This is a genomic window from Streptomyces sp. NPDC028635, assembly GCF_040637635.1.
Taxonomy (GTDB): Bacteria; Actinomycetota; Actinomycetes; order Streptomycetales; family Streptomycetaceae; genus Streptomyces.
Genome location: NZ_JBEZWX010000008.1, coordinates 85,495 through 105,164 on the forward strand (window position 1 = coordinate 85,495; position 19,670 = coordinate 105,164).

At 71.4% G+C, this 19,670-nt stretch carries 17 protein-coding genes; 2 read left to right on the forward strand and 15 right to left on the reverse strand.

What is annotated here, in order from left to right; all coding sequences use genetic code 11:
• Positions 1-239: 239 nt before the first annotated feature.
• From AB0E88_RS11410 to AB0E88_RS11425, 4 genes are all read right to left on the reverse strand, one after another.
• On the reverse strand, positions 240-1,658 hold the full coding sequence (locus tag AB0E88_RS11410) for a sugar porter family MFS transporter (RefSeq protein WP_361627634.1): 1,419 nt from the start codon (positions 1,656-1,658) through the stop codon (positions 240-242).
• Between the two features lie 230 nt (positions 1,659-1,888).
• Positions 1,889-5,515: a chromosome segregation protein SMC gene (gene smc / locus AB0E88_RS11415; RefSeq protein WP_361627637.1), complete on the reverse strand. Its 3,627-nt coding sequence runs from the start codon at positions 5,513-5,515 to the stop codon at positions 1,889-1,891.
• A gap of 222 nt (positions 5,516-5,737) precedes the next feature.
• Entirely contained in the window at positions 5,738-5,941 is a 204-nt protein-coding gene (locus tag AB0E88_RS11420) for a hypothetical protein (protein ID WP_361627640.1), read from the reverse strand.
• Between the two features lie 379 nt (positions 5,942-6,320).
• Positions 6,321-6,602, reverse strand: coding sequence for an acylphosphatase (locus AB0E88_RS11425; RefSeq protein WP_361627643.1), 282 nt, complete (start codon positions 6,600-6,602; stop codon positions 6,321-6,323).
• A gap of 186 nt (positions 6,603-6,788) precedes the next feature.
• Between AB0E88_RS11425 and AB0E88_RS11430 the strand changes: the two genes are divergently transcribed.
• Complete coding sequence (locus AB0E88_RS11430; RefSeq protein ID WP_361627646.1) at positions 6,789-7,943, forward strand: CAP domain-containing protein; 1,155 nt, start codon at positions 6,789-6,791, stop codon at positions 7,941-7,943.
• Between the two features lie 251 nt (positions 7,944-8,194).
• Here the strand turns inward: AB0E88_RS11430 and AB0E88_RS11435 are convergent, their stop codons facing one another.
• Positions 8,195-8,779, reverse strand: coding sequence for a flavodoxin family protein (locus AB0E88_RS11435; protein WP_361627649.1), 585 nt, complete (start codon positions 8,777-8,779; stop codon positions 8,195-8,197).
• 105 nt (positions 8,780-8,884) lie between these two features.
• Between AB0E88_RS11435 and AB0E88_RS11440 the strand changes: the two genes are divergently transcribed.
• Entirely contained in the window at positions 8,885-9,286 is a 402-nt protein-coding gene (locus AB0E88_RS11440; RefSeq protein WP_361627652.1) for a helix-turn-helix domain-containing protein, read from the forward strand.
• Here AB0E88_RS11440 and mutM read toward each other — a convergent pair.
• From mutM to recG, 10 genes are all read right to left on the reverse strand, one after another.
• On the reverse strand, positions 9,276-10,136 hold the full coding sequence (gene mutM / locus AB0E88_RS11445) for a bifunctional DNA-formamidopyrimidine glycosylase/DNA-(apurinic or apyrimidinic site) lyase (protein WP_361627655.1): 861 nt from the start codon (positions 10,134-10,136) through the stop codon (positions 9,276-9,278). The genes AB0E88_RS11440 and mutM overlap by 11 nt on opposite strands.
• A gap of 43 nt (positions 10,137-10,179) precedes the next feature.
• Positions 10,180-12,540, reverse strand: a complete 2,361-nt coding sequence (locus AB0E88_RS11450) for a hypothetical protein (protein ID WP_361627658.1) — start codon at positions 12,538-12,540, stop codon at positions 10,180-10,182.
• 101 nt (positions 12,541-12,641) lie between these two features.
• Complete coding sequence (locus tag AB0E88_RS11455) at positions 12,642-13,067, reverse strand: hypothetical protein (protein WP_361627661.1); 426 nt, start codon at positions 13,065-13,067, stop codon at positions 12,642-12,644.
• Positions 13,068-13,170: 103 nt separating this feature from the next.
• A complete protein-coding gene (rnc, locus tag AB0E88_RS11460; RefSeq protein WP_361628024.1) occupies positions 13,171-13,959 on the reverse strand; it encodes a ribonuclease III in 789 nt (262 codons plus the stop codon).
• Positions 13,960-13,978: 19 nt separating this feature from the next.
• Positions 13,979-14,152, reverse strand: coding sequence for a 50S ribosomal protein L32 (gene rpmF / locus AB0E88_RS11465; protein WP_003951102.1), 174 nt, complete (start codon positions 14,150-14,152; stop codon positions 13,979-13,981).
• Positions 14,153-14,154: 2 nt separating this feature from the next.
• On the reverse strand, positions 14,155-14,802 hold the full coding sequence (locus AB0E88_RS11470; protein WP_361627664.1) for a YceD family protein: 648 nt from the start codon (positions 14,800-14,802) through the stop codon (positions 14,155-14,157).
• 132 nt (positions 14,803-14,934) lie between these two features.
• On the reverse strand, positions 14,935-16,035 hold the full coding sequence (locus AB0E88_RS11475) for an ATP synthase F0 subunit B (RefSeq protein WP_361627667.1): 1,101 nt from the start codon (positions 16,033-16,035) through the stop codon (positions 14,935-14,937).
• Positions 16,036-16,093: 58 nt separating this feature from the next.
• On the reverse strand, positions 16,094-16,573 hold the full coding sequence (coaD, locus tag AB0E88_RS11480; RefSeq protein WP_361627670.1) for a pantetheine-phosphate adenylyltransferase: 480 nt from the start codon (positions 16,571-16,573) through the stop codon (positions 16,094-16,096).
• A 26-nt stretch (positions 16,574-16,599) separates the two neighbouring features.
• Positions 16,600-17,187, reverse strand: coding sequence for a 16S rRNA (guanine(966)-N(2))-methyltransferase RsmD (gene rsmD, locus AB0E88_RS11485; protein ID WP_361627673.1), 588 nt, complete (start codon positions 17,185-17,187; stop codon positions 16,600-16,602).
• 49 nt (positions 17,188-17,236) lie between these two features.
• Positions 17,237-19,453 carry an ATP-dependent DNA helicase RecG gene (gene recG, locus AB0E88_RS11490; protein WP_361627676.1) on the reverse strand — a complete coding sequence of 739 codons (2,217 nt, stop codon included), beginning with the start codon at positions 19,451-19,453 and terminating at the stop codon, positions 17,237-17,239.
• Positions 19,454-19,670 lie beyond the last annotated feature (217 nt).

Sequence of the window (19,670 nt, forward strand, 5' to 3'; positions counted from 1 at the left end):
GCAACCGACCACCGGACGGAAACGGGCCGCCGCAGGCACAAAAGGGGCGCGGGGAACGGCGCGAGCAACCCCCACCGGCCCGCAGACGAAGACGAACCCCCTCGGGCCCCGCAACTCACCCGCGCACGAAACGAAGCCCAAAGAAACACCGCCGCCCCCGCCCGGAGGGCAGAGGCGGCGGACGAGTACGAGGAGAGGGGCAGCGGGGACTTGGCCCTTCTCCTCGAGTTCGGAGGGCGTCAGCCCATCTCCTCCAGCGCCTTGCCCTTCGTCTCCTTGACGAACTTCATGACGAACGGGATGGAGAGCGCGGCGAAGACCGTGTAGATCACATACGTGCCGGAGAGGTTCCAGTCGGCCAGCGACGGGAAGCTCGCGGTGATGGCCCAGTTGGCGATCCACTGCGCGGCGGCGGCCACGCCCAGAGCGGCGGCGCGGAGCTTGTTCGGGAACATCTCGCCGAGGAAGACCCACACCACGACACCCCAGGACAGGGCGAAGAAGAGCACGAAGATGTGCGCGGCGATCAGGGCGACCCAGCCCTGGGTGGTCGGCAGCTTGCCGTCGACCAGGTGGTAACTGAAGGCCCAGGCCTCCAGCGCGAGGCCGACGACCATGCCGACCGAGCCGATGAGCGCGAGCGGCTTGCGGCCGACCCGGTCGACGAAGATCATCGCGATCACGGTGCCGATGATGTTGATGATCGACGTGGTGAACGAGTAGAAGAACGAGTCCGTCGGGTCGACGCCCACCGACTGCCACAGGGTGGACGAGTAGTAGAAGGCCACGTTGATGCCGACGAACTGCTGGAACACCGACAGGCCGATGCCGACCCAGACGATCGGCTTGAAGAAGAAGCCGCCACCGAGCAGGTCCTTGAAGGACGACTTGTGCTCGCTCTTCATCGCCAGCTCGATCTCGTTGACGCGGGCGTTCAGGTCGACGCCCTTGCCCTCGACCTCGGCGAGGATCTCCTTGGCGCGGTCGCGCTTGCCGACGGAGATCAGGAAGCGCGGCGACTCGGGGATGGCGAAGGAGAGCATGCCGTACAGGACGGCCGGGACGACCATGACGCCCAGCATGACCTGCCAGGCCTCCAGGCCCATGAGCTTGCCGCGCTGGTCGCCGCCGGCGGCGTTGAGCAGGCCCCAGTTGACCAGCTGGGAGACGGCGATGCCGATGACGATCGCGGCCTGCTGGAAGGAGCCGAGACGGCCGCGGTAGGCGGGCGGGGCGACCTCGGCGATGTAGGCCGGGCCGATGACGGAGGCCATGCCGATGGCGAAGCCACCGACGATGCGCCAGAAGGCGAGGTCCCAGAGGGCGAACGGCAGGGCCGAGCCGACGGCGCTGATCGTGAAGAGCGCCGCGGAGATCTGCATGCAGCGGATACGGCCGATGCGGTCCGCTATCCGGCCGGCGGTGGCGGCACCGATGGCGCAGCCGATCAGGGCGATGGCGATGACCTGGGCCAGCGCGGCGGAGCCGATGTCGTAGCGGTCGCGGATGGCCTCGACGGCGCCGTTGATGACGGAGCTGTCGTATCCGAAGAGGAAACCGCCCATCGCGGCCGCCGCCGCGATGAAGATGACATGCCCGAGATGATCGGGATGAGCCGTTCGGGCTCCTGGCTGGGGTGCCTGCGCTGTGCTGGTCACATGTACTCCTCGGGCCACCGGCAACGCTGCCGGGTGGGGGTCTGCCCTTCCAGGCTTCCAGTGGCGCATACAGGCACGCCGCTCACACCTGAAGGTAAAAGCAACGTTGCAGAGACTATGCCTTCAAGTTTCGAAGTCAATACTTCAACGGCTGTGAGTTTGTAGATATGCCGAGCCCGCTTGTGTTCAATAAATGAACGACGAGTCAGATGATCTTCGGTCCATACGCCCTAGCGCAGACGCTGCGAGATGACCTTCGAGACACCATCACCCTGCATGGAGACGCCGTACAGCGCGTCCGCGACCTCCATCGTCCGCTTCTGGTGCGTGATCACGATCAGCTGCGAGGCCTCCTGCAGCTCCTGCATGATCCGGATCAGCCGCTGGAGGTTCGTGTCGTCCAACGCCGCCTCGACCTCGTCCATGACGTAGAACGGGCTCGGCCGGGCCTTGAAGATCGACACGAGCAGGGCCACGGCGGTCAGCGACCGTTCGCCACCCGAGAGCAGGGACAGCCGCTTGACCTTCTTGCCCGGCGGACGGGCCTCGACGTCCACGCCCGTGGTGAGCATGTTGTCGGGGTCGGTCAGCACCAGGCGGCCCTCGCCGCCCGGGAAGAGGCGGCTGAAGACACCCTCGAACTCGCGGGCCGTGTCCCGGTAGGCCTCCGTGAAGACCTGCTCGACCCGCTCGTCCACCTCCTTGACGACCTGGAGGAGGTCGGCACGGGTCTTCTTCAGGTCCTCCAGCTGCTCGCTCAGGAACTGGTGCCGGGCCTCCAGCGCGGCGAACTCCTCCAGTGCGAGCGGGTTGACCTTGCCGAGCTGCTGGTAGGCGCGCTCGGCGGCCTTCAGGCGTTTCTCCTGCTCGGCGCGGACGAAGGGACGCGGCTGGTTGCGCGGATGCTCGGGGTCCTCCGGCAGCTCCTCGCCCTCGGCGGGGGGCGAGGGCGGCACGGGCTGATCGGGCCCGTACTCGGTGACCAGCCCCTCCGGTTCGACACCCAGTTCCTCCAGCGCCTTGGTCTCCAGCTGCTCGATGCGCAGCCGTTTCTCGGCACCGAGTACCTCGCCGCGGTGGACTGAATCCGTCAGCTTGTCGAGCTCGGACTTCAGTTCGCGTCCCGCGGTGCGGGCGGCGGTCAGCTCCTGCTCCCGGGCCGCCTTGGCGGCCTCGGCGGCGGACCGTTCCCGCTCGGCCCGGGTGAGGGAGACCTCGATGTGCGCGAGCAGCCTGCGGGCGCCGGCGGCGACGGCCTGGGCGACGGAGGCCTCGTGGCGCAGCCGGGCCCGGCGCTGCTCGGCACGCGCGCGTGCTTCGCGTTCCGCGCGGGCGGCCCGGTCGAGGGAGTCGGCGCGTCCGGCCAGGCCCTTCACGCGTTCCTCGTGGGTGCGGACCTGGAGACGGGCCTCCATCTCGGTCTGGCGGGCGTTGGCGCCGTCGGCGGCCAGCCGGTCGCGCACCGAGGTGTCCGGCTCGTCGTCGACGGGCGTCTCCTCGGCGACCTCCAGCCGTTCCGCCAGTTCCTCCGCGTCCTGGACGGCCCGCTCCAGCGCCTCCTGCGCGCGGGCCGCGGCCGCGCTGGACCGCTCGGCCTCGCCGGCGGCCGCGCGGGCCTGCCCGGCGAGCCGCCCCAGTTGCTGCGCCACAGCCGACTTCTCCCGGTCCGCGGCCCGCCGGCGCTCACCCAGTTCCTCTACGACGCCGGCGGCCTCGGTACGCCGCTGCGCCGCCGCCCGCTGCTCCTCGGCCAGCCGCTCACACCGCACCGCCAGCTCGGCCAGCTCGGCCGCGGCCTCGTCGACGGACGCCTGCACCTCCAGCAGGCTGGGGGCGCCGGCGGATCCGCCGTGGGCGAAGTGGGCGCCCAGCAGATCGCCCTCCGCAGTGACGGCGGTGAGCGCGGGGTGCGCGTAGACCAGGTCCTCGGCGTCCTCCAGGGTGCCGACGACCACGAGCCCCCGCAGGAGGCGGTGGACGGCGGACATGAGCTCGGCGGGGCCTCTGACGAGGTCTGCGGCGGGGCGCGCGCCGGGGAGGGCGGTGACAGGTACGTGTCCGTCTGCGGGTGCGTGGTGGTCGCTCGCGCGGTTCCCCGCGCCCCTTTCCGGCACGCCCTCGCGGGCCTGGGTTTCCGGCGCGCCCGCCAGCAGCAGGGCCGCCCTGCCCCCGTCCTGCTTGCGCAGCAGGCGGATCGCCTCGGCTGCCGCGGCCGGGGTCTCCACGGCGATCGCGTCCGCCGCCGCTCCGAAGGCCGCGGCCAGCGCCACCTCGTGGCCGGGCTCCACCGTCAGCAGTTCCGCCGCCGGGCCGAGGACACCCTTCAGGCGGTCGCGGGCGCCGAGCAGTATGCCGGAGCCGTCCTTGCGGCGGAGGCCGAGCGCCAGGGCCTCGTGGCGGGCCTGGGTCGCGGCGCGGTGGCGTTCGGCCGTGGTGAGCGCCTCGCGGGCGGTGCTGAGGGCCGCCTCCGCCTCGGCGAGCTGCCGTTTGGCCGTCTCGTGGCGTGCGGCCAGTTCCTCGTCGCCGGCGTCGAGGCCGTCGACCTCGGCCTTGAGCGCCTCGTACTCCTCCTGTGCGGCGACGGCGCGTTCCCGGGCCTCGTCGCGGGCGGCGGCCAGGCGGTCGATCTCGGCCTGCGCGGACGCGGCGCGTGAGCGTGCGGCGCCGACCTGGCCGCGCAGTCGCGCGAGACCCTCGCGGCGGTCGGCGATGGCGCGGGCGACGTCCTTCAGGCGCCGCTCCTCCTGGGCCAGCTCGCGTTCCAGCTCGGCGCGGTGGGCGACGGTGTCCTCCAGGGCCCGTTCGGCGGCCTCGAGCGCGGCCGTCAGCTCGGCCTCCTGCTCGCGGATGCGGGCTGCCTCGCGCTCCATGTCCTCGGGGTCGCGGCCGCGCCGCTCCTCGGGCGGGGCGGAGGTGGCGCTCTTGACGCGGGCGTCGGCCAGGGAGATCGTGCCGCGGACGCGTTCGGCGAGCTGGGAGAGTTCGTACCAGGTCTGCTGGGCGCGCTGGAGGCGGGGCGTGAGCTGCCGCACCTCGTCCTCCAGCAGGGCCTCGCGCTGCTGGGCCTTCCTCAGGTCCTGTTCGGCCGCTTCCTTGCGGGCCTTGAGCGCGGCCTCGTCGGCGATCTCGGTCTGCAGCGCCTGGCGCAGGCGTACGAGGTCGTCGGCGAGCAGGCGCAGGCGGGCGTCGCGCAGGTCGGCCTGGATCACGGCGGCACGGCGGGCGACGGCGGCCTGCCGGCCGAGCGGTTTGAGCTGGCGGCGCAGTTCGTCGGTGAGGTCCTGCACGCGGGCCAGGTTGGCCTGCATCGCGTCCAGCTTGCGCAGGGCTTTTTCCTTGCGCTTGCGGTGCTTGAGGACGCCCGCGGCCTCCTCGATGAAGGCGCGGCGGCCCATGGGGTCGGCGTGCAGGACGGAGTCGAGCTGGCCCTGGCCTACGATGACGTGCATCTCGCGGCCGATGCCGGAGTCGGAGAGCAGCTCCTGGATGTCGAGCAGGCGGCAGGTGTCGCCGTTGATCTGGTACTCGCTGCCGCCGTTGCGGAACATGATCCGCGTGATGGTGACCTCGGCGTACTCGATGGGCAGCGCCCCGTCGGAGTTGTCGATGGTCAGCGACACCTCGGCGCGGCCCAGCGGCGGGCGGCCGGTGGTGCCGGCGAAGATGACGTCCTCCATCTTGCCGCCGCGCAGCGACTTGGCGCCCTGTTCGCCCATGACCCAGCTGAGCGCGTCCACGACGTTGGACTTGCCGGAGCCGTTGGGGCCGACGACACAGGTGATGCCCGGTTCGAAGCGGAGCGTGGTCGCCGAGGCGAACGACTTGAACCCGCGGAGCGTCAGGGCCTTGAGGTGCACGCCGTCGGACTCTACCTTCCGGGGTTGTCTCACTCTATGAACCACGGTGCTACCCGCGGTTTCACCGTTGAACGGCGAGGGCACATCAGACGTTGTAGAGAGTGAAAGGATGCACGGGGGCAAGAAAGAAGGGACGCCGAGGCGTCCCTTGCACTTCTGACACTGAAGCGGTTGTGACGGACAGCCCAACCACTGCCTGTGCTGTTGTGGAGCGTGCAGTGATCAGGTGAGCGCAGGCTCCGCCTGGTGTGCGTCAACGCTCTCCATGATCCTGTCGTGAGAAGCGGCAGCCTGCAGGGCGTCCTTCTCGGCCTGGATCCGTACGAGCTCGGATTCGAGGTCCTGGACGCGCTGCTGGAGCCGTCGCATCTCGGCGAGGAGTCGCGGGTCGGAGCCGCCGACGTAACCGAGAAGCGCCTTTGCCATGATGGATGGTCCTCCACACTGAGTGACCGACCGAAGCGGTGGTGGGTCGTGAGGGATTCGCACCCGCGGCTGCTTGGCGGGCCTGGAGTTGTGCTGCCGTTCAGCCATGCCAAACAGCTAAGGTGCGCGGGCTTTCAGCGTCTCACCAAAAAGTTTGACGGTCAACACGATCACGCCCCGTGTGGGAGGACGACCCGGGGTACGCGGCTGACGAACGCCTGCGATGCGACTCCTGCGGGCCCCTCGGGGCGTGGCGATCATCCTTGCGTGCGCAGGCCGCCATCGCAAGCCCCTCTCCGCAACGACCTGCCGGTTTCCCTTCGGCGAGGGGGTGCGCGGCGCGCGTCGGCGGGCCTGGGGACGGCCCGGGGGCCGGGGGTCAGCGGATGGCGAAGCCGTCGTAGCCGCCGCGGGGTGTGTCCCAGATCTCGGTGACGCCCTCCACGCGCCCGGGCGTGTCGCCGCCGCGGAGCCAGTCGAGCAGGCCTTCGCAGCCCGGGCGGGAGCCCTCCGCGACCACCTGGACGCGGCCGTCGGCCAAATTGAGAGCAAAACCACTCAGGCCGCCGATCTCGAGCGCCTTGGCCCGCGTGAACCAGCGAAAACCCACGCCCTGCACGTGTCCACGCACCCAGGCGACCAGTCGTACATCCTCGCTCATGGGTGCAACCTAACCGGCCAATGTCTCTCGGGACACTTCCTCCCCAGGCGTCATGAGGTACTGTCCCGGCCCAATGCATCTCATATGAAACTCACCCGATCGGGTGGGGTTGGTCGGCTGCCGGGGGCTGGGGGACCCCCATGATCCGCTGGGCGGGCCGGCCGAGAGGACCAGGAAGGCCAGGACATGGGACGCCACCGACGCTCCGCCGCCGGCCGCGCCGCCAAGGGCCGCGCCACGGGGGCCACGCAGCCGGAGGGCTCCTACGCGGGGCACCGCGGCCCGGGGGCCCCGGCCGGGGGCGACACCGCCCCCATGGGCATCGCGCCCTATCTGAATCCCGAGGCGTACGCGGAGGCCGTGGCCAAGAGCCAGGCGTATCTGTTCGCCACGGACGACGCCTCTTCCGGGGGCGGCTCGGGGACGGGCTTCGCCCCGGACGCGGGTTCTTCCCGCGGGGGTGGGCGACGGCGGCGCAGGCGAGCCGTGACACCGGCGCGCACCGGTCTGCTGGGCGTCGCGGGCGCGGTGGCCATCGGTACGGTCGCGGTCGCCTCCGGCGTGGTGCCGGGGCTGCACGACTACCGGCTCGGCGGCAGCGCGGGCGGGGACGGCGGGGTGCGGGCCGCTCAGGCGCCGACGAACTCGCCCAGCGAGCAGGGCGGCACCTCCGGCAGCGCGGACAGCGGTGACGGAAGCGGCCCGGTCACGCCCCGGGCCCCCGGCCGTTCCACGTCGGCACCGGCGTCCGCGTCGGCCTCCGCCTCCGCTTCCGCGTCGGCCTCCGCTGCACCCTCGCCGTCGGCGTCCGCGTCCACGGCGTCGCCGTCGGCCACGCCCACACCGTCGAGGACCGCGCCGAAGAAGCCGTCGGCCGCGCCGCACACCACCGCCCCCTCGCGCAAGGCGACCCCCACGAAGGCTCCGGAGCCGACCGGCGCGCCGCCGGTCACGGTCTCCGCGCAGACGCAGGCCGAGGCGGAGGTCCTGCGGTTGGTCAACGAGGAGCGGGCGAAGGCCGGCGTGGCCCCGCTGGCGGCGAACAGCGCGCTGACGGGTCTGGCCGAGGGCTTCAGCGACGACATGGCCGCGCGCGGCTTCTTCGACCACACCGACCCCGACGGGCACACGCCCTGGGACCGTGCCGCGAAGGCCGGCATCACGGACCTGGGCGGCGAGAACATAGCCCGCGGCCAGGCCGATCCGGCGGCGGTGGTGGCGGCCTGGATGGACAGCCCGGGCCACCGCGCGAACATCCTCAACCCGTCCTTCAAGACCCTCGGCGTCGGTGTGCACTTCGGCGCGGGCGGCCCTTGGTGGACGCAGGACTTCGGGTTCTGAACAGCGCCCGGACCGGTTGAAGGGGGCCGGGCCCCGGACCGATGAGCCGGCCGCCGAGGGGGCGGCGGCCTGAGCCGGGAGCGGCGCGAGGACGACGCCGGCTGCCGGCGCGGCGTGCGCCGGGCCCGGGCGGCGACGGCGCTGGGCCACGGATGTGCGGCGGGTGTGGTCCTGCTCGTGGGGCTGACCGCCGCCGCCGCGGTCGCGTCCCGGGCCCTGGCCTTGGCGCTCCCCCGGTGGCTCCGGGCCGGTCAGGCCGCCGCCAGGCCCCGCAGGAAGACGCGGGCCGTGTCCGTCACGCGGCGGCCCAGGTGTTCGGCCGTGGCGAGGTCGGCCTTGTGGACGCCCTCGGGGCCCTCGTCGACGTTGGTCTGGGCGGCCGCGCCGGAGAAGAAGCCGAGGCGGTTGAGGTCCGTCTCGGCGGCGGTGCTGCTGTTCCAGCCGGGCAGCAGGCCCAGGTTGACCCAGTGCATGCCGAGCTGTGCGGCGAGGATCTGGAAGAACTGCAGGGTGTGCAGCTTGTCGCCGCTCTTGGAGCCGGAGTTGGTGAAGCCCGCCGCCAGCTTGTCCGCCCACGCCTGGGTGGCCCAGCGCTTGGAGGTGGCCTCGGCGAAGACGTGGAAGGCGCCGGACGCGGTGCCCATGTAGGTCGGCGAGCCGAAGACGATCGCGTCGGCGCGGTCCAGCAGCTCCCACTGCTCGTCGGTGATCTCGTCGACCTTGATCAGGTGAACCTCGGCGCCGGCGTCCTCGGCGCCCGCGCGCACGGCCTCGGCAAGGACGGCGGTGTGGCCGAAACCGGAGTGGTAGGCGATCGCGACAACGGGGGTGGTCATGCGTACTCCTCGAAAAGTCAGCTCGGAAGCGATGACCAAAGGAAAGCACTAACTTTTGGTTAGTGCAACCCGACGGAAAGCGCTGCGCTGGAGTACGCTCAAGACATGACCGGTACCGACCTGCGCACGCCCGACCAGGACCTGCCGTACAACGTGTTCGCCAAGGCGTGCCCGTCACGGGGCACGCTGGAGCACGTCACGGGACGCTGGGGCGCGCTCACGCTCGGCGCGCTGCACGAAGGCTCACTGCGCTTCAACGAGCTGCGCCGCCGCGTGGACGGGGTGAGCGAGAAGATGCTGTCCCAGACGCTGCACGCGCTGGAACGCGACGGACTGGTGCACCGCGAGGCCCAGCCCACGAATCCGCCGCGCGTGGACTACGAGTTGACGCCGCTGGGCCACCAGGTCGCCGAGCGGCTGCTGAGCCTCATCCACTTCGTCGAGGGCAGCATGGACGACGTCCTGGCCGCCCGCGAACGGTACGACGGGGCCCGCGCTACGGCGTGACGCGCGGCGCCCGCTGGCACTTGGGGCAGAAGTAGCTGGAGCGGTTCATCCACGGGCGGCGCCGCATCGGCGTGCCGCACCGCTTGCACGGCAGGCCCTCCCGGCCGTACGCGTCCAGCGACCGGTCGAAGTAGCCCGACTCGCCGTTGACGTTGACGTACAGGCTGTCGAAGCTGGTGCCGCCGACGGCGAGGGCCTCGTTCATCACCTCGCGGATGTGGCCAAGGAGTTCGTCGGTGCGCGGCCGGGTGAAGCCGGCCGTGGGACGCTCGTAGTGGACACGCGAGCGCCACAGCGCCTCGTCGGCGTAGATGTTGCCGACCCCGCTGATCAGCGACTGGTCGAGCAGGGCCCGCTTGATCGTGGTCCGCTTGCGGCGCAGCGCCCGGTGGAAGCCCTCGTCGTCGAAGAGGGGGTCGAGCGGGTCGCGGGCGATGTGCCCGATGACGTCCGGCAGCCCGTCGTCGGTCGTGTCGTGCAGCGACAGCCCGCCGAAGGTGCGCTGGTCGACGAAGCGCAGCTCGGTGCCCTGCACGTCGGTGAAGCGGATGCGGATGCGCAGGTGCTTCTCGTCAGGCGCGGCGTGCGGCTGGACCAGGAGCTGGCCGCTCATCCCGAGGTGCGCGAGGATCGCCTGCCCGGTGTCCTCCAGCGGCAGCCACAGGTACTTGCCGCGCCGGCTGGGCACGCCGATGCGGTGTCCTGTGAGCCGGTGCGCGAAGTCGTCGGCGCCGGCCGGGTGGCGGCGCACGGCACGCGGGTGCAGCACCTCGGCGTCGGCGACGGTGCGATGGGCGACCCACCGCTCCAGACCACGCCGTACGACCTCGACCTCGGGCAACTCGGGCACAACGCTCCTCAGGAAGACGATGGTGGGAAGGGTAACGCGGCCATCAGAGGGACCCCGGCCCGGCCGTCCTGCCGTCGGCGGTGAGGCCGCGTCTGAGGAGTGCGGCGGCCTCGTCACCCCTGCCGCGCTCCTTCAGCAACTCGCGCAGCTCCTGGTCGGCTCCGCGATCGCCGCGATCGACACAGGCCCGCAGTGCGTCCTCCCGGTCGTACTTCCTGAGCAGCTTCGCCAACGCGTAGGTGTAGTAGGAGTCCCCGGAATCCGCCAGCTCCTCCAGCAGCGACACCGCCTGATCGACCGCTCCGCACCCCTCCAGGCACTCAAGGATCTCCCGATGCCGCCACGAGAGCCGGCCGTGTGCTCTGGCGGTGGTGACCGCTTCCTCACACCGGCCTTCGGCCAGCAGGTGCCGGACGACGCCGTCTGCGGCGTACTCGTCGCCCTTCGCCGCGCGTTCACGCAGGTCCTCGATGCTCCCGGTGAGCTCCCGCAGCCTGGCGAGGCTGGACGCCGCGTAGAGCTCGCCGTCGTCGGCGTACGGAATCAGTACGGCCATGGCCTGCTCGGTCCGGCCGCGTTCGTGCAGCATCCAGGCCGCCTTCACGGCACAGCGGCCGTCACCGTCCTCCGCGCGGTCCAGCAGTTCGCCGAGGTGGCCTCCTTCGGCCAGGAAGGTGGCCAGGAGGTCATCCAGGTCCGCATGCCCCTGTCCGGCCAGCTCCCGGAGGACGGCCAGGGCCTCCTGCTTCTCGCCCCGTCCGTGCAGGAGGTCGGCGAGGTGGTGGGCGGCCCAGAAGTACCCCTCGGCGGTGAGTTCGCGCAGCCGCTCCTCGCGGCCGGTGAGCTTGAGAACCTCGGTGTAGAACATCAGCAGGTCGTTGTCCGGCTCGTCGTCCCGGCGGAACACCATGTCAAGGATCTCGACCGTACGTTCGTCCTCGCCTGCGTCGTGCAGCAGCTCGGCCATCCGGCACCAGGCTCCGGTGTCGTCCGGGTCCATGTGCTCGGACAGCACCTGCACGGCCCAGCGCGGATCGCCGTACTCGATGATGTGGCTGACGGCGTACTCGTTGCCCGCGTCCGCCAGGGCGGCGATCTCCTCGAAGTCCCAGCCGGCCAGGAGCACCCGGTAGAGGCCGGCCCGCGGGTCGCCGGACCCGGACAACCGGTCGGCCATGTCCTGCGCGGCCTCTTCCTGGCCCATTCGCCGGTACAGCTCGCCCAGGTCGTGCATCGCCGAGACCGAACCCGCATCCGCCGCCTTGCGCAGCAACGGCACGGCTGCGGTGAAGCGAAGGCGCGCGACCGCGGCGGTCCCGATCCTGGCCACGTCGGCGGTGTCCGTCAGATGCCCGGCGCACGCCTCCCAGAGCGCCTCGGGCGGCGGAACCGTGCCCCGGACCCTGCGGATGTGCTGGACCAGGTAGTCGGCCACCCGGTAGCCATCGGGCCGGCCCATGACCCGGCCGGCGCTGACGGGGACGAGAGCCGCTGTCGCCCCCAGCAGAGGCCGGGTGACGTACGCCAAAGCGGCCTCGAACCAGTCCTGCGGAGCGCCTGCCCGTTCAGCGGGGCCGCAGTAGCCGGGCGCGGCAGAACGCAGCAGGTCCACCGGGATCGGAGACCGGGCTCCGAGCAGGGTGGCGTCCACGGCGGCGGTCATCAGCGCCCGTTCGTAAGGTCCGGCGTGTTCCCATCGGTGGACGAGCTGCGGCGCCCCGGCGATGACCTGCGTCAGGCCGAAGTCCTCGGACGCGAGAGCGACTCGCAGCCGCTCGTCGGTCGTGGCGCGGGCGGTCGCCCGCTCCCTCTCGGCCGCCGTGAAGACCGTGCCCACATGAACGATCTCCGCGAGTTTGAGGACGTCACGCTCGGCGCGATAGCGGTCCTCCTCCTGCATCGAGGTGTGGGGCGCGCTCCACGCGTCGTAGTAGTGGGGCCACAGAGTGCCGACGATCAGCACCTCGGGAGCCAGCAGCGCGCGGACCGTCGCCGAGGTCAGTCCCCGGTCGCCGGCCAGGTGGTTCTGCAGCTCGTCGAGCCACACCACCGTCTTCCGCCGGGCGGCGAGGCGCCGCAGCTGACCGGCGTCCGTCGGTTGCAGCAGCCCCCAGTCGGGCACCGTGTCGTGGATCGCCTCGTACAGCGACCGGGTCTTTCCCACCGATGAGCCGCCCACGAGCAGGATGAAGCCGCCGTGTTCGACGGCCGCCGCGATGAGCGGGCGCAGTCCGTCGCCGCCCCGGGTGTCGAAGTCGCGCGGGACATAGGCCGGCAGGGCGGGACTGTCGCTGCCAGGTACCCGGATGGGCCGGTGCACGCCCAGCAGCAGCGGATCGGCGTCCCTTACCCGTAAGAGGGACGGCTCGGGCGGCGTCGCGCTGTCGGCCCCTCCGGTATGCACGGTGACCGAGCCATGGATCTGCCCGAACTGAAAACTGTCCCGGCCGATGGCCGAGTTCCCCACCCTGTTTCCGTCTGCCGGTGCCACCCTGTGCCCCCGGGTCAGCCGCGGGCGGGAGAACCGATGTGGACGTCGCCGCCGACGGACCCGATCTGGATACTGTCACCGCCGATCACGCTGCCGACGACGACCGGCGACCCGTCACCGGCGTGGACCGTTCCGGGTGCCCGGCCGAGCAGCGCACGGACGTCCGCCGCGAGCTCCTCGTCGGCGAGGAGAGCCTTGCGGATGGCCCTGCGCAGAGCGGCAGCCGTGTCCGGGTCGTGCGGTTCTTCCACGACATCGGCCAGCGCCTCGGGTAGCGCCTCGTCCTCCGCGCGAACACCGAAGATCCGCTGCGCAAGACGCCGCCCCAGCGCGACGGTAGCGGTGGCCGCCTCCTCCTGTGTGCGAGCCAGCACCGCGACTCCGTACGCCCCGACGGCCGCAGTGACATAGGGAGCGATTTCCCCGGCCACCTGCGCCATGTCCCCCGACATTCTCGAGTCCCTCCCCCGGTAGGGCCTGGCATATGGACCGAGCGCCCGGCCCTCCAGGAGGGTACGGGCGCTCGGGTGTGCTGTGCTGCGGTCAGGCGGAGGCCGACGCCTCGTCGGCGGTTTCGGTGGCCTTCGCCGCCTCGGCCGCCTTGGCGCGCTCGTCCGCTGCGGCGCGGATGGCGCGCCACGCGGACTCGGCGGCCTGTTGCTCCGCCTCCTTCTTGCTGCGGCCGGTGCCGGTGCCGTACGAGACGCCTCCGACGCGGGCGGCAGCAGTGAAGGTCTTCTCGTGATCGGGGCCGGTCTCCGTGACCAGGTACTCGGGCACACCGAGCCCCTCGGTCGCGGTCAGCTCCTGGAGGGATGTCTTCCAGTCCAGGCCTGCGCCCAGGTTGGAGGACTTCTCGATCAGCGGGTCGAACAGGCGGTGCACCAGTTCGGAGGCCGCGTCGAGGCCCTGGTCGAGATAGACCGCGCCGATCACCGCTTCCAGGGTGTCGGCGAGGATGGATGCCTTGTCCCGGCCGCCCGTGCCCTCTTCACCGCGGCCGAGCCGGATGAAGGAGCCCAGGTCGAGGCCGCGTCCGACCTCCGCCAGCGCACGCGAGTTGACCACCGCGGCCCGCAACTTGGCCAGCTGGCCTTCGGGCAGGTCGGGGTGGGTGCGGTACAGCGTGTCGGTGACGACGAGACCGAGTACGGAGTCCCCGAGGAACTCCAGACGCTCGTTCGTCGGCAGACCGCCGTTCTCGTACGCGTAGGAGCGGTGCGTCAGCGCTCGCACCAGAAGGGCGGACTCGAGCTGGTAGCCGAGCCGCCCTTCCAGAAGCGTGTGGGACGAGGCCTGGTTGTCCGCCGACTGCTTCTTGGGCGTGGACACAGTGCCTCTCACCAGCCGCTCAGACCTCGAGGACCTGGCGCTTGTTGTAGGTGCCGCACGACGGGCACGCGATGTGCTGCTGCTTGGGCTCGTGGCAGCGCTCGCACGCGACCAGGGTGGGGACCGCAGCCTTCCACTGCGACCGGCGGTGGCGCGTGTTGCTGCGCGACATCTTCCGCTTCGGAACAGCCACGGCTACTTCTCCTGCTTCTCGTCGACGCCCGCTTCGGCGCCGCTCGTGTCGTCCTTGTCGCCGTCCCGAAGTGAGCCGGCGAGTCCCTGCAAAGCCGCCCAACGGATGTCGACGGCGTCGTGGTGGTGGTCCGGGTCGTCCGCGAGCCGCGCCCCGCACTCGGGGCACAGGCCGGGGCAGTCTTCCTGGCACACCGGCTGCATCGGCAGTGCGAGCACCACCGCATCACGCAGCACAGATTCGAGGTCGAAGAGTCCGTCCTCGAGGAAGAGCCTGTCCTCGTCGTCCTCGGCGTCGTCGCCCGGTTCCGTGTGCTGGACACGGCCCCGGTCGTCGGCGTCAGGGTACGAGAACATCTCCTGGAAGTCCGCTTCGACGTCGAGCTGAAGCGGCTCCAGACACCTTACGCACTCCCCCTTCGCCGTGGCACGGGCGGTGCCTGTGACAAGCACCCCTTCCATGACCGACTCCAGGCGGAGTTCGAGCTCCAGCGGGGCGCCTTCCGGCACTCCGATGACTCCCACCAGACCGAAGTCCCGGGGAGTGGGGACCGTGCGAGTCAGGCGCTGCAGCGCACCTGGCCGCCGGCCCAGCTCGTGCGTGTCGAACACGAGAGGGTTGCGGTGGTCGAGGCGGGCGTTGTGAGCCATTCCTGCTTTCGGTCTTCCAGCTCAGGGGGACGCCACCGCGGAAAGCTCCGGGCAGCGCTGATCGCGGACGTACTCGCGACCGAAGAGCCAGGATACTGGACCTTTCGCTCTCGGCCCAATCCGGGCCGGACGCTACAGGCCGCGGCCCTGCTCGTAGGCCCTGAGCTGCTCGGCGCTGATCATGCCGGTGTCGAAGAGGCTGGTCTCGTCGAGGGCGTACGACTGCTGCGGGCCGCCGTCCTGGAGCTGCTGGGGCTGCTGCGGGTGCGCGGCCTGCTGCGGGTCGTAGACGGGCTGCTGCCCGGTGTCGTAGCCGCCGTAGCCGTAGGGGTCCGCCTGCTGGTAGCCGTAGGCGTCCTGCTGGGCGTAACCCTGCTCCTGCTCGGCGTACTGCTGCGGGTAGCCGGCGTAGGGGTCGCTCTGCTGCGCGTACGCCGCGTACTGGGGCTGCTGCTGCGGCTGGGGAGGCTGGTGCGCCGGCTGGGCGGCACCGTGCTGCGCCGGGGTGTCCTGCTCGGCGAGGGCCACGAGGTCGGCGAGGTAGTCGGCGTCGCTGGAGTGCTGGACGGTGGCGCCGTCGCCCGCGAGGGCCCCGAGGTCGTCGGTGGCGATCCGGCCGTGCAGCTTCTGCCGGCCGCGGCCGACCGCCTCCAGGGTCTTGGCCAGGACCGCCTCGAAGGCGCCGAGCTTGGCGTCGACGTAGGCGTCGGCGTCGCGGCGCAGGGTCTCGGGGTCGTGGCTGCGCTGCGGGGCGTCCTCGTCCTCGTAGCCGTCCGCGTCGAGGCCGGGGCCGGTGCCGAGCAGCTTCTCGCGGCCGCGGCCGACCGAGCCGAGGGTCTTGGTGAGGACGACCTCGAAGTTGGCGAGCTTGGAGTCGACGTAGTCGTCGGCCTCGGCGCGGATCTCCTCGGCCTCCTGGCGGGCCTCGGCGAGGATCCGGTCGGCCTCGGCCTGCGAGCGGCGGGCGACCTCGGTGTCGGAGATCAGCGAGCCGCGCTCGGCGTGGGCGCCGGCGATGATCCGCTCGGCCTCCTGACGCGCCTGCTCGACCATCTGCTCCCGGTCGCCGATCAGCTCCTGGGCCTGGGCGAGGGAGTCGGGCAGGGCCGCGCGCAGTTCCTCCAGCATCGACAGCAGGTCGGCGCGGTTGACCACGCACGAGGCCGACATGGGCATCGACCGGGCACCGGAGACCGCCGAGACGATCTCGTCGAGCTTTTTCTGCACGTCCACCGTGTGCTCGCCACTCTCTACGGATGTGATGGAGACGGACGGGACGACTGTAGCCCGTTCAGCCTTGGCGCAGCCGCGTGTTGAGCGCCTCGAGCACGGGGGCCGGAACGAGGTGGGAGACGTCGCCGCCCCACTGCGCGACCTCCTTGACCAAGGAGGACGACAGGAAGCTGTAGGTGGGGTTGGTGGGCACGAAGAGGGTCTCGACACCGGAGAGGCCGTTGTTCATCTGGGCCATCTGCAGCTCGTAGTCGAAGTCGCTGACCGCGCGCAGGCCCTTGACGATGGCGGGGATGTCGCGCTGCTTGCAGAAGTCGACGAGGAGGCCGTGGAAGGCCTCGACGCGGACGTTGCCGTACTCGGCGGTGACGGTGCGGATCAGCTCGATCCGCTCCTCGATCTCGAACAGTCCCTTCTTGGACTGGTTGATCATCACCGCGACGTACACCTCGTCGTACAGACGGGAGGCGCGGGCGATGATGTCGAGATGTCCGTTGGTGATCGGGTCGAACGACCCGGGACAGACGGCGCGGCGCACTTGTGATCCCTCGCTCTCCGGTCCGGTCATCGTGCGTCTTCGCACGTAGAGGCGGCGCGACCGTACCAAAACGTTCCCTCGCCGTAGCGCCGGGCCCGGAGGGGTTCGAAACCGTCCGGCCACCGGAACTCCCCGCCCCTGGTGCTGCGCTCCACGGTGACGAGCGCTTGCTCAGCGAGCCAGCTTTCCGAGCGGAGTGTGAGCAGGATCTCCCGAAGATCGTCGTCGGTGACGGCGTAGGGAGGGTCGAGAAAGACCAGGTCGTACGGCTCCTGCGGGGGCGCGGTACGGATGATCTGTTCCGCTTTGCCGTGTCTGACCTCGGCGCCGGGCAGGCCCAGGTTCTTCACGTTCTCGCGGACGGTCCTCGCCGCGCGGGCGTCGGCCTCCACGAGGAGGGTGTGGCCCGCACCCCGGGACAGGGCCTCCAGTCCCACGGCGCCGGAGCCCGCGTAGAGGTCGAGGACCCGTTCGCCGTCGAGGGGGCCGCCGAGGAGGGACTGCCAGGTGGAGAAGAGGCCCTCGCGTGCGCGGTCGGAGGTGGGGCGGGTACCGGTGCCTGGGGGGACGGCCAGGCGACGGCCACCGGCTGCGCCGGCGATCACGCGGGTCATCTCGGGTCCTTGTCGCTGATGTACGCAGAAGGTGACTGGTCCCAGTCTGTCAGCCCTTCTCGAGGTACTGCTCCCTCTCGTCGTCGAGCAAGGCGTCCAGTGCGGTGCGCAGGCCCGGCAGCGACGTGAGCTCGGGGTCCGCCGCGACGATCCTCGCCGCTTCCTCCCTCGCCTCCGCGATGATCTCCTCGTCCTCGATGACCGCGAGGACGCGCAGGGAGGAGCGGGCGCCGGACTGGGCCTGGCCGAGGACGTCGCCCTCGCGGCGCTGTTCGAGGTCGATCCGGGACAGTTCGAAGCCGTCGAGTGTGGCGGCGACCGCGTTCAGCCGCTGGCGGGCCGGGCTCGCCTCGGGCATCTCGGTGACCAGCAGGCACAGCCCGGGGGCGGCGCCGCGGCCGACCCGGCCGCGCAGCTGGTGCAGCTGGGAGACGCCGAAGCGGTCGGCGTCCATGATCACCATCGCGGTGGCGTTGGGGACGTTGACGCCGACCTCGATGACGGTGGTGGCGACCAGGACGTCCGTCTCGCCGGCGGCGAAGCGGCGCATGACGGCGTCCTTGTCGTCGGGGTGCATCCGGCCGTGCAGCACCTCGACCCGCAGGCCGTTCAGCGGTCCGCGGGCGAGCTGTTCGGCGACGTCGAGGACGGCGAGCGGCGGGCGCTTCTCGGCATCGTCCTCGGCGGACTTCCCGGCCTTCTTCGCATCCGCCGCGGCCGCCTCGTCGGCGGAGTCGCCGATCCGGGGGCAGACGACGTACGCCTGGTGGCCGTTCGCCACCTCCTCGCGCACCCGCTCCCAGGCGCGGGCCAGGAAGTGCGGTTTGTCGGCGGCGGGGACGACATGACTGGCGATGGGTGAGCGGCCGGCCGGGAGCTGGTCCAGGACGGAGGTCTCCAGGTCGCCGAAGACCGTCATGGCCACCGTGCGCGGGATGGGGGTGGCGGTCATGACGAGGAGGTGCGGGGGCTGTTTGCCCTTGCCGCGCAGGGCGTCGCGCTGCTCGACGCCGAAGCGGTGCTGTTCGTCCACGACGACCAGGCCGAGGTCGTGGAACTGCACCTTGTCCTCGATCAGCGCGTGCGTGCCGATGACGAGGCCGGCCTCACCGGTGGCGAGGTCGAGGAGCGCCTGGCGGCGGGCGGCGGCGCCCATGGAGCCGGTGAGCAGGACGACCTTGGTGGCGTGCTCGGCGCCGCCCAGCATGCCGCCCTCGGCCAGCTCGCCCATCATCTCGGTGACGGACCGGTGGTGCTGCTGGGCGAGGACCTCGGTGGGCGCGAGCAGGGCGGCCTGCCCGCCGGCGTCGACGACGGCGAGCATGGCGCGCAGGGCGACCATCGTCTTTCCCGATCCGACCTCGCCCTGGAGGAGGCGGTGCATCGGGTGTTCCGTGGCCAGGTCGTCGAAGATCTCCTGGGAGACCTTCTGCTGGCCCTCGGTGAGGGTGAAGGGCAGACGGGCGTCGAAGGCGGCGAGGATGCCGTCCGGCTCGGGGCGGCGGGCCACCGCGGGGAGCTGGGCGTCGGCGTGGCGGCGGCGGGCGAGGGCGACCTGGAGGACGAAGGCCTCGTCCCACTTCAGGCGGGCGCGGGCGTCGGCGATGTCGGCCTTGGTGTGCGGGCGGTGGATCTTGAGCAGGGCCTCGGGCAGGGAGACCAGGCCGCGGCCCTCGCGCAGGCTCTCGGGGAGCGGGTCGACGGCCTCCTGGGCGCTGGGCAGGACCGTCTGGACCGCCTTGCCGATCTTCCAGGACTCCAGTTTCGCGGTGGCCGGGTAGAGGGGGATGAGCGCACCGGCCCATGTCTCGACGCTCTCCTCGCCGTCGCCGCGCAGCAACTCGTACGCGGGGTGGGCGAGTTGGAGGCGGCGGTTGAAGACGGAGACCTTGCCGGCGAACATCGCGCGGGTGCCCGGCAGCAGTTCCTTGTGCGGCTTGTGCACGCCGGCGCCGAAGAAGACCAGCTGGAGCCTGCCGCTGCCGTCGGTGATGGTCACCTCCAGCCGCTGACCCTTGCCGCGCGGGGCCCGGGAGGAGGCGAAGGTGTGCAGGCGGGCGTCGGCGACCTGGGCGACCACCGTGACGTGCTCGTCCATGGGGAGGTCGGCGAGGTGGGTGAGCTGGCCCCGCTCCTCGTATCTGCGCGGGTAGTGGTGGAGGAGGTCGCCGACGGTGTGCAGGCCGAGATGCTCGGCCATCACCTTCGCGGTGGCGGGGCCGAGCACCTTCTTCAGAGGTTCTTGCAGTGCGGGCACGAGATCCATTGCACACCACGGCACTGACAATGCCGAAGACGTGCGGTGAGCGCTCGCCGCGACGGGCGGCGGCAGGGGCCGTTCACAGCTCGGGGACGTCTTCGGAAATCCCTGGTCAGGACGTTCGTTCGAGCCGTAGGATGACGCGCTCCGGCCATCCCCCGCGGATCCCCGCCCCACCGGGACCGCCCGACCCCGCGCCCTCGGACCCTCCCCCACCCGTGGC

Bases quoted from the DNA above. Each gene is read 5' to 3' on its own strand.
- AB0E88_RS11470 (WP_361627664.1), bottom strand. From the start codon at position 14,802: ATGGCTCACAACGCCCGCCTCGACCACCGCAACCCTCTCGTGTTCGAC.
- AB0E88_RS11425 (WP_361627643.1), bottom strand. From the start codon at position 6,602: ATGAGCGAGGATGTACGACTGGTCGCCTGGGTGCGTGGACACGTGCAG.
- AB0E88_RS11440 (WP_361627652.1), top strand. From the start codon at position 8,885: ATGACCGGTACCGACCTGCGCACGCCCGACCAGGACCTGCCGTACAAC.
- AB0E88_RS11430 (WP_361627646.1), top strand. From the start codon at position 6,789: ATGGGACGCCACCGACGCTCCGCCGCCGGCCGCGCCGCCAAGGGCCGC.
- AB0E88_RS11420 (WP_361627640.1), bottom strand. From the start codon at position 5,941: ATGGCAAAGGCGCTTCTCGGTTACGTCGGCGGCTCCGACCCGCGACTC.
- AB0E88_RS11455 (WP_361627661.1), bottom strand. From the start codon at position 13,067: ATGGCGCAGGTGGCCGGGGAAATCGCTCCCTATGTCACTGCGGCCGTC.
- AB0E88_RS11435 (WP_361627649.1), bottom strand. From the start codon at position 8,779: ATGACCACCCCCGTTGTCGCGATCGCCTACCACTCCGGTTTCGGCCAC.
- recG (WP_361627676.1), bottom strand. From the start codon at position 19,453: ATGGATCTCGTGCCCGCACTGCAAGAACCTCTGAAGAAGGTGCTCGGC.
- rsmD (WP_361627673.1), bottom strand. From the start codon at position 17,187: ATGACCCGCGTGATCGCCGGCGCAGCCGGTGGCCGTCGCCTGGCCGTC.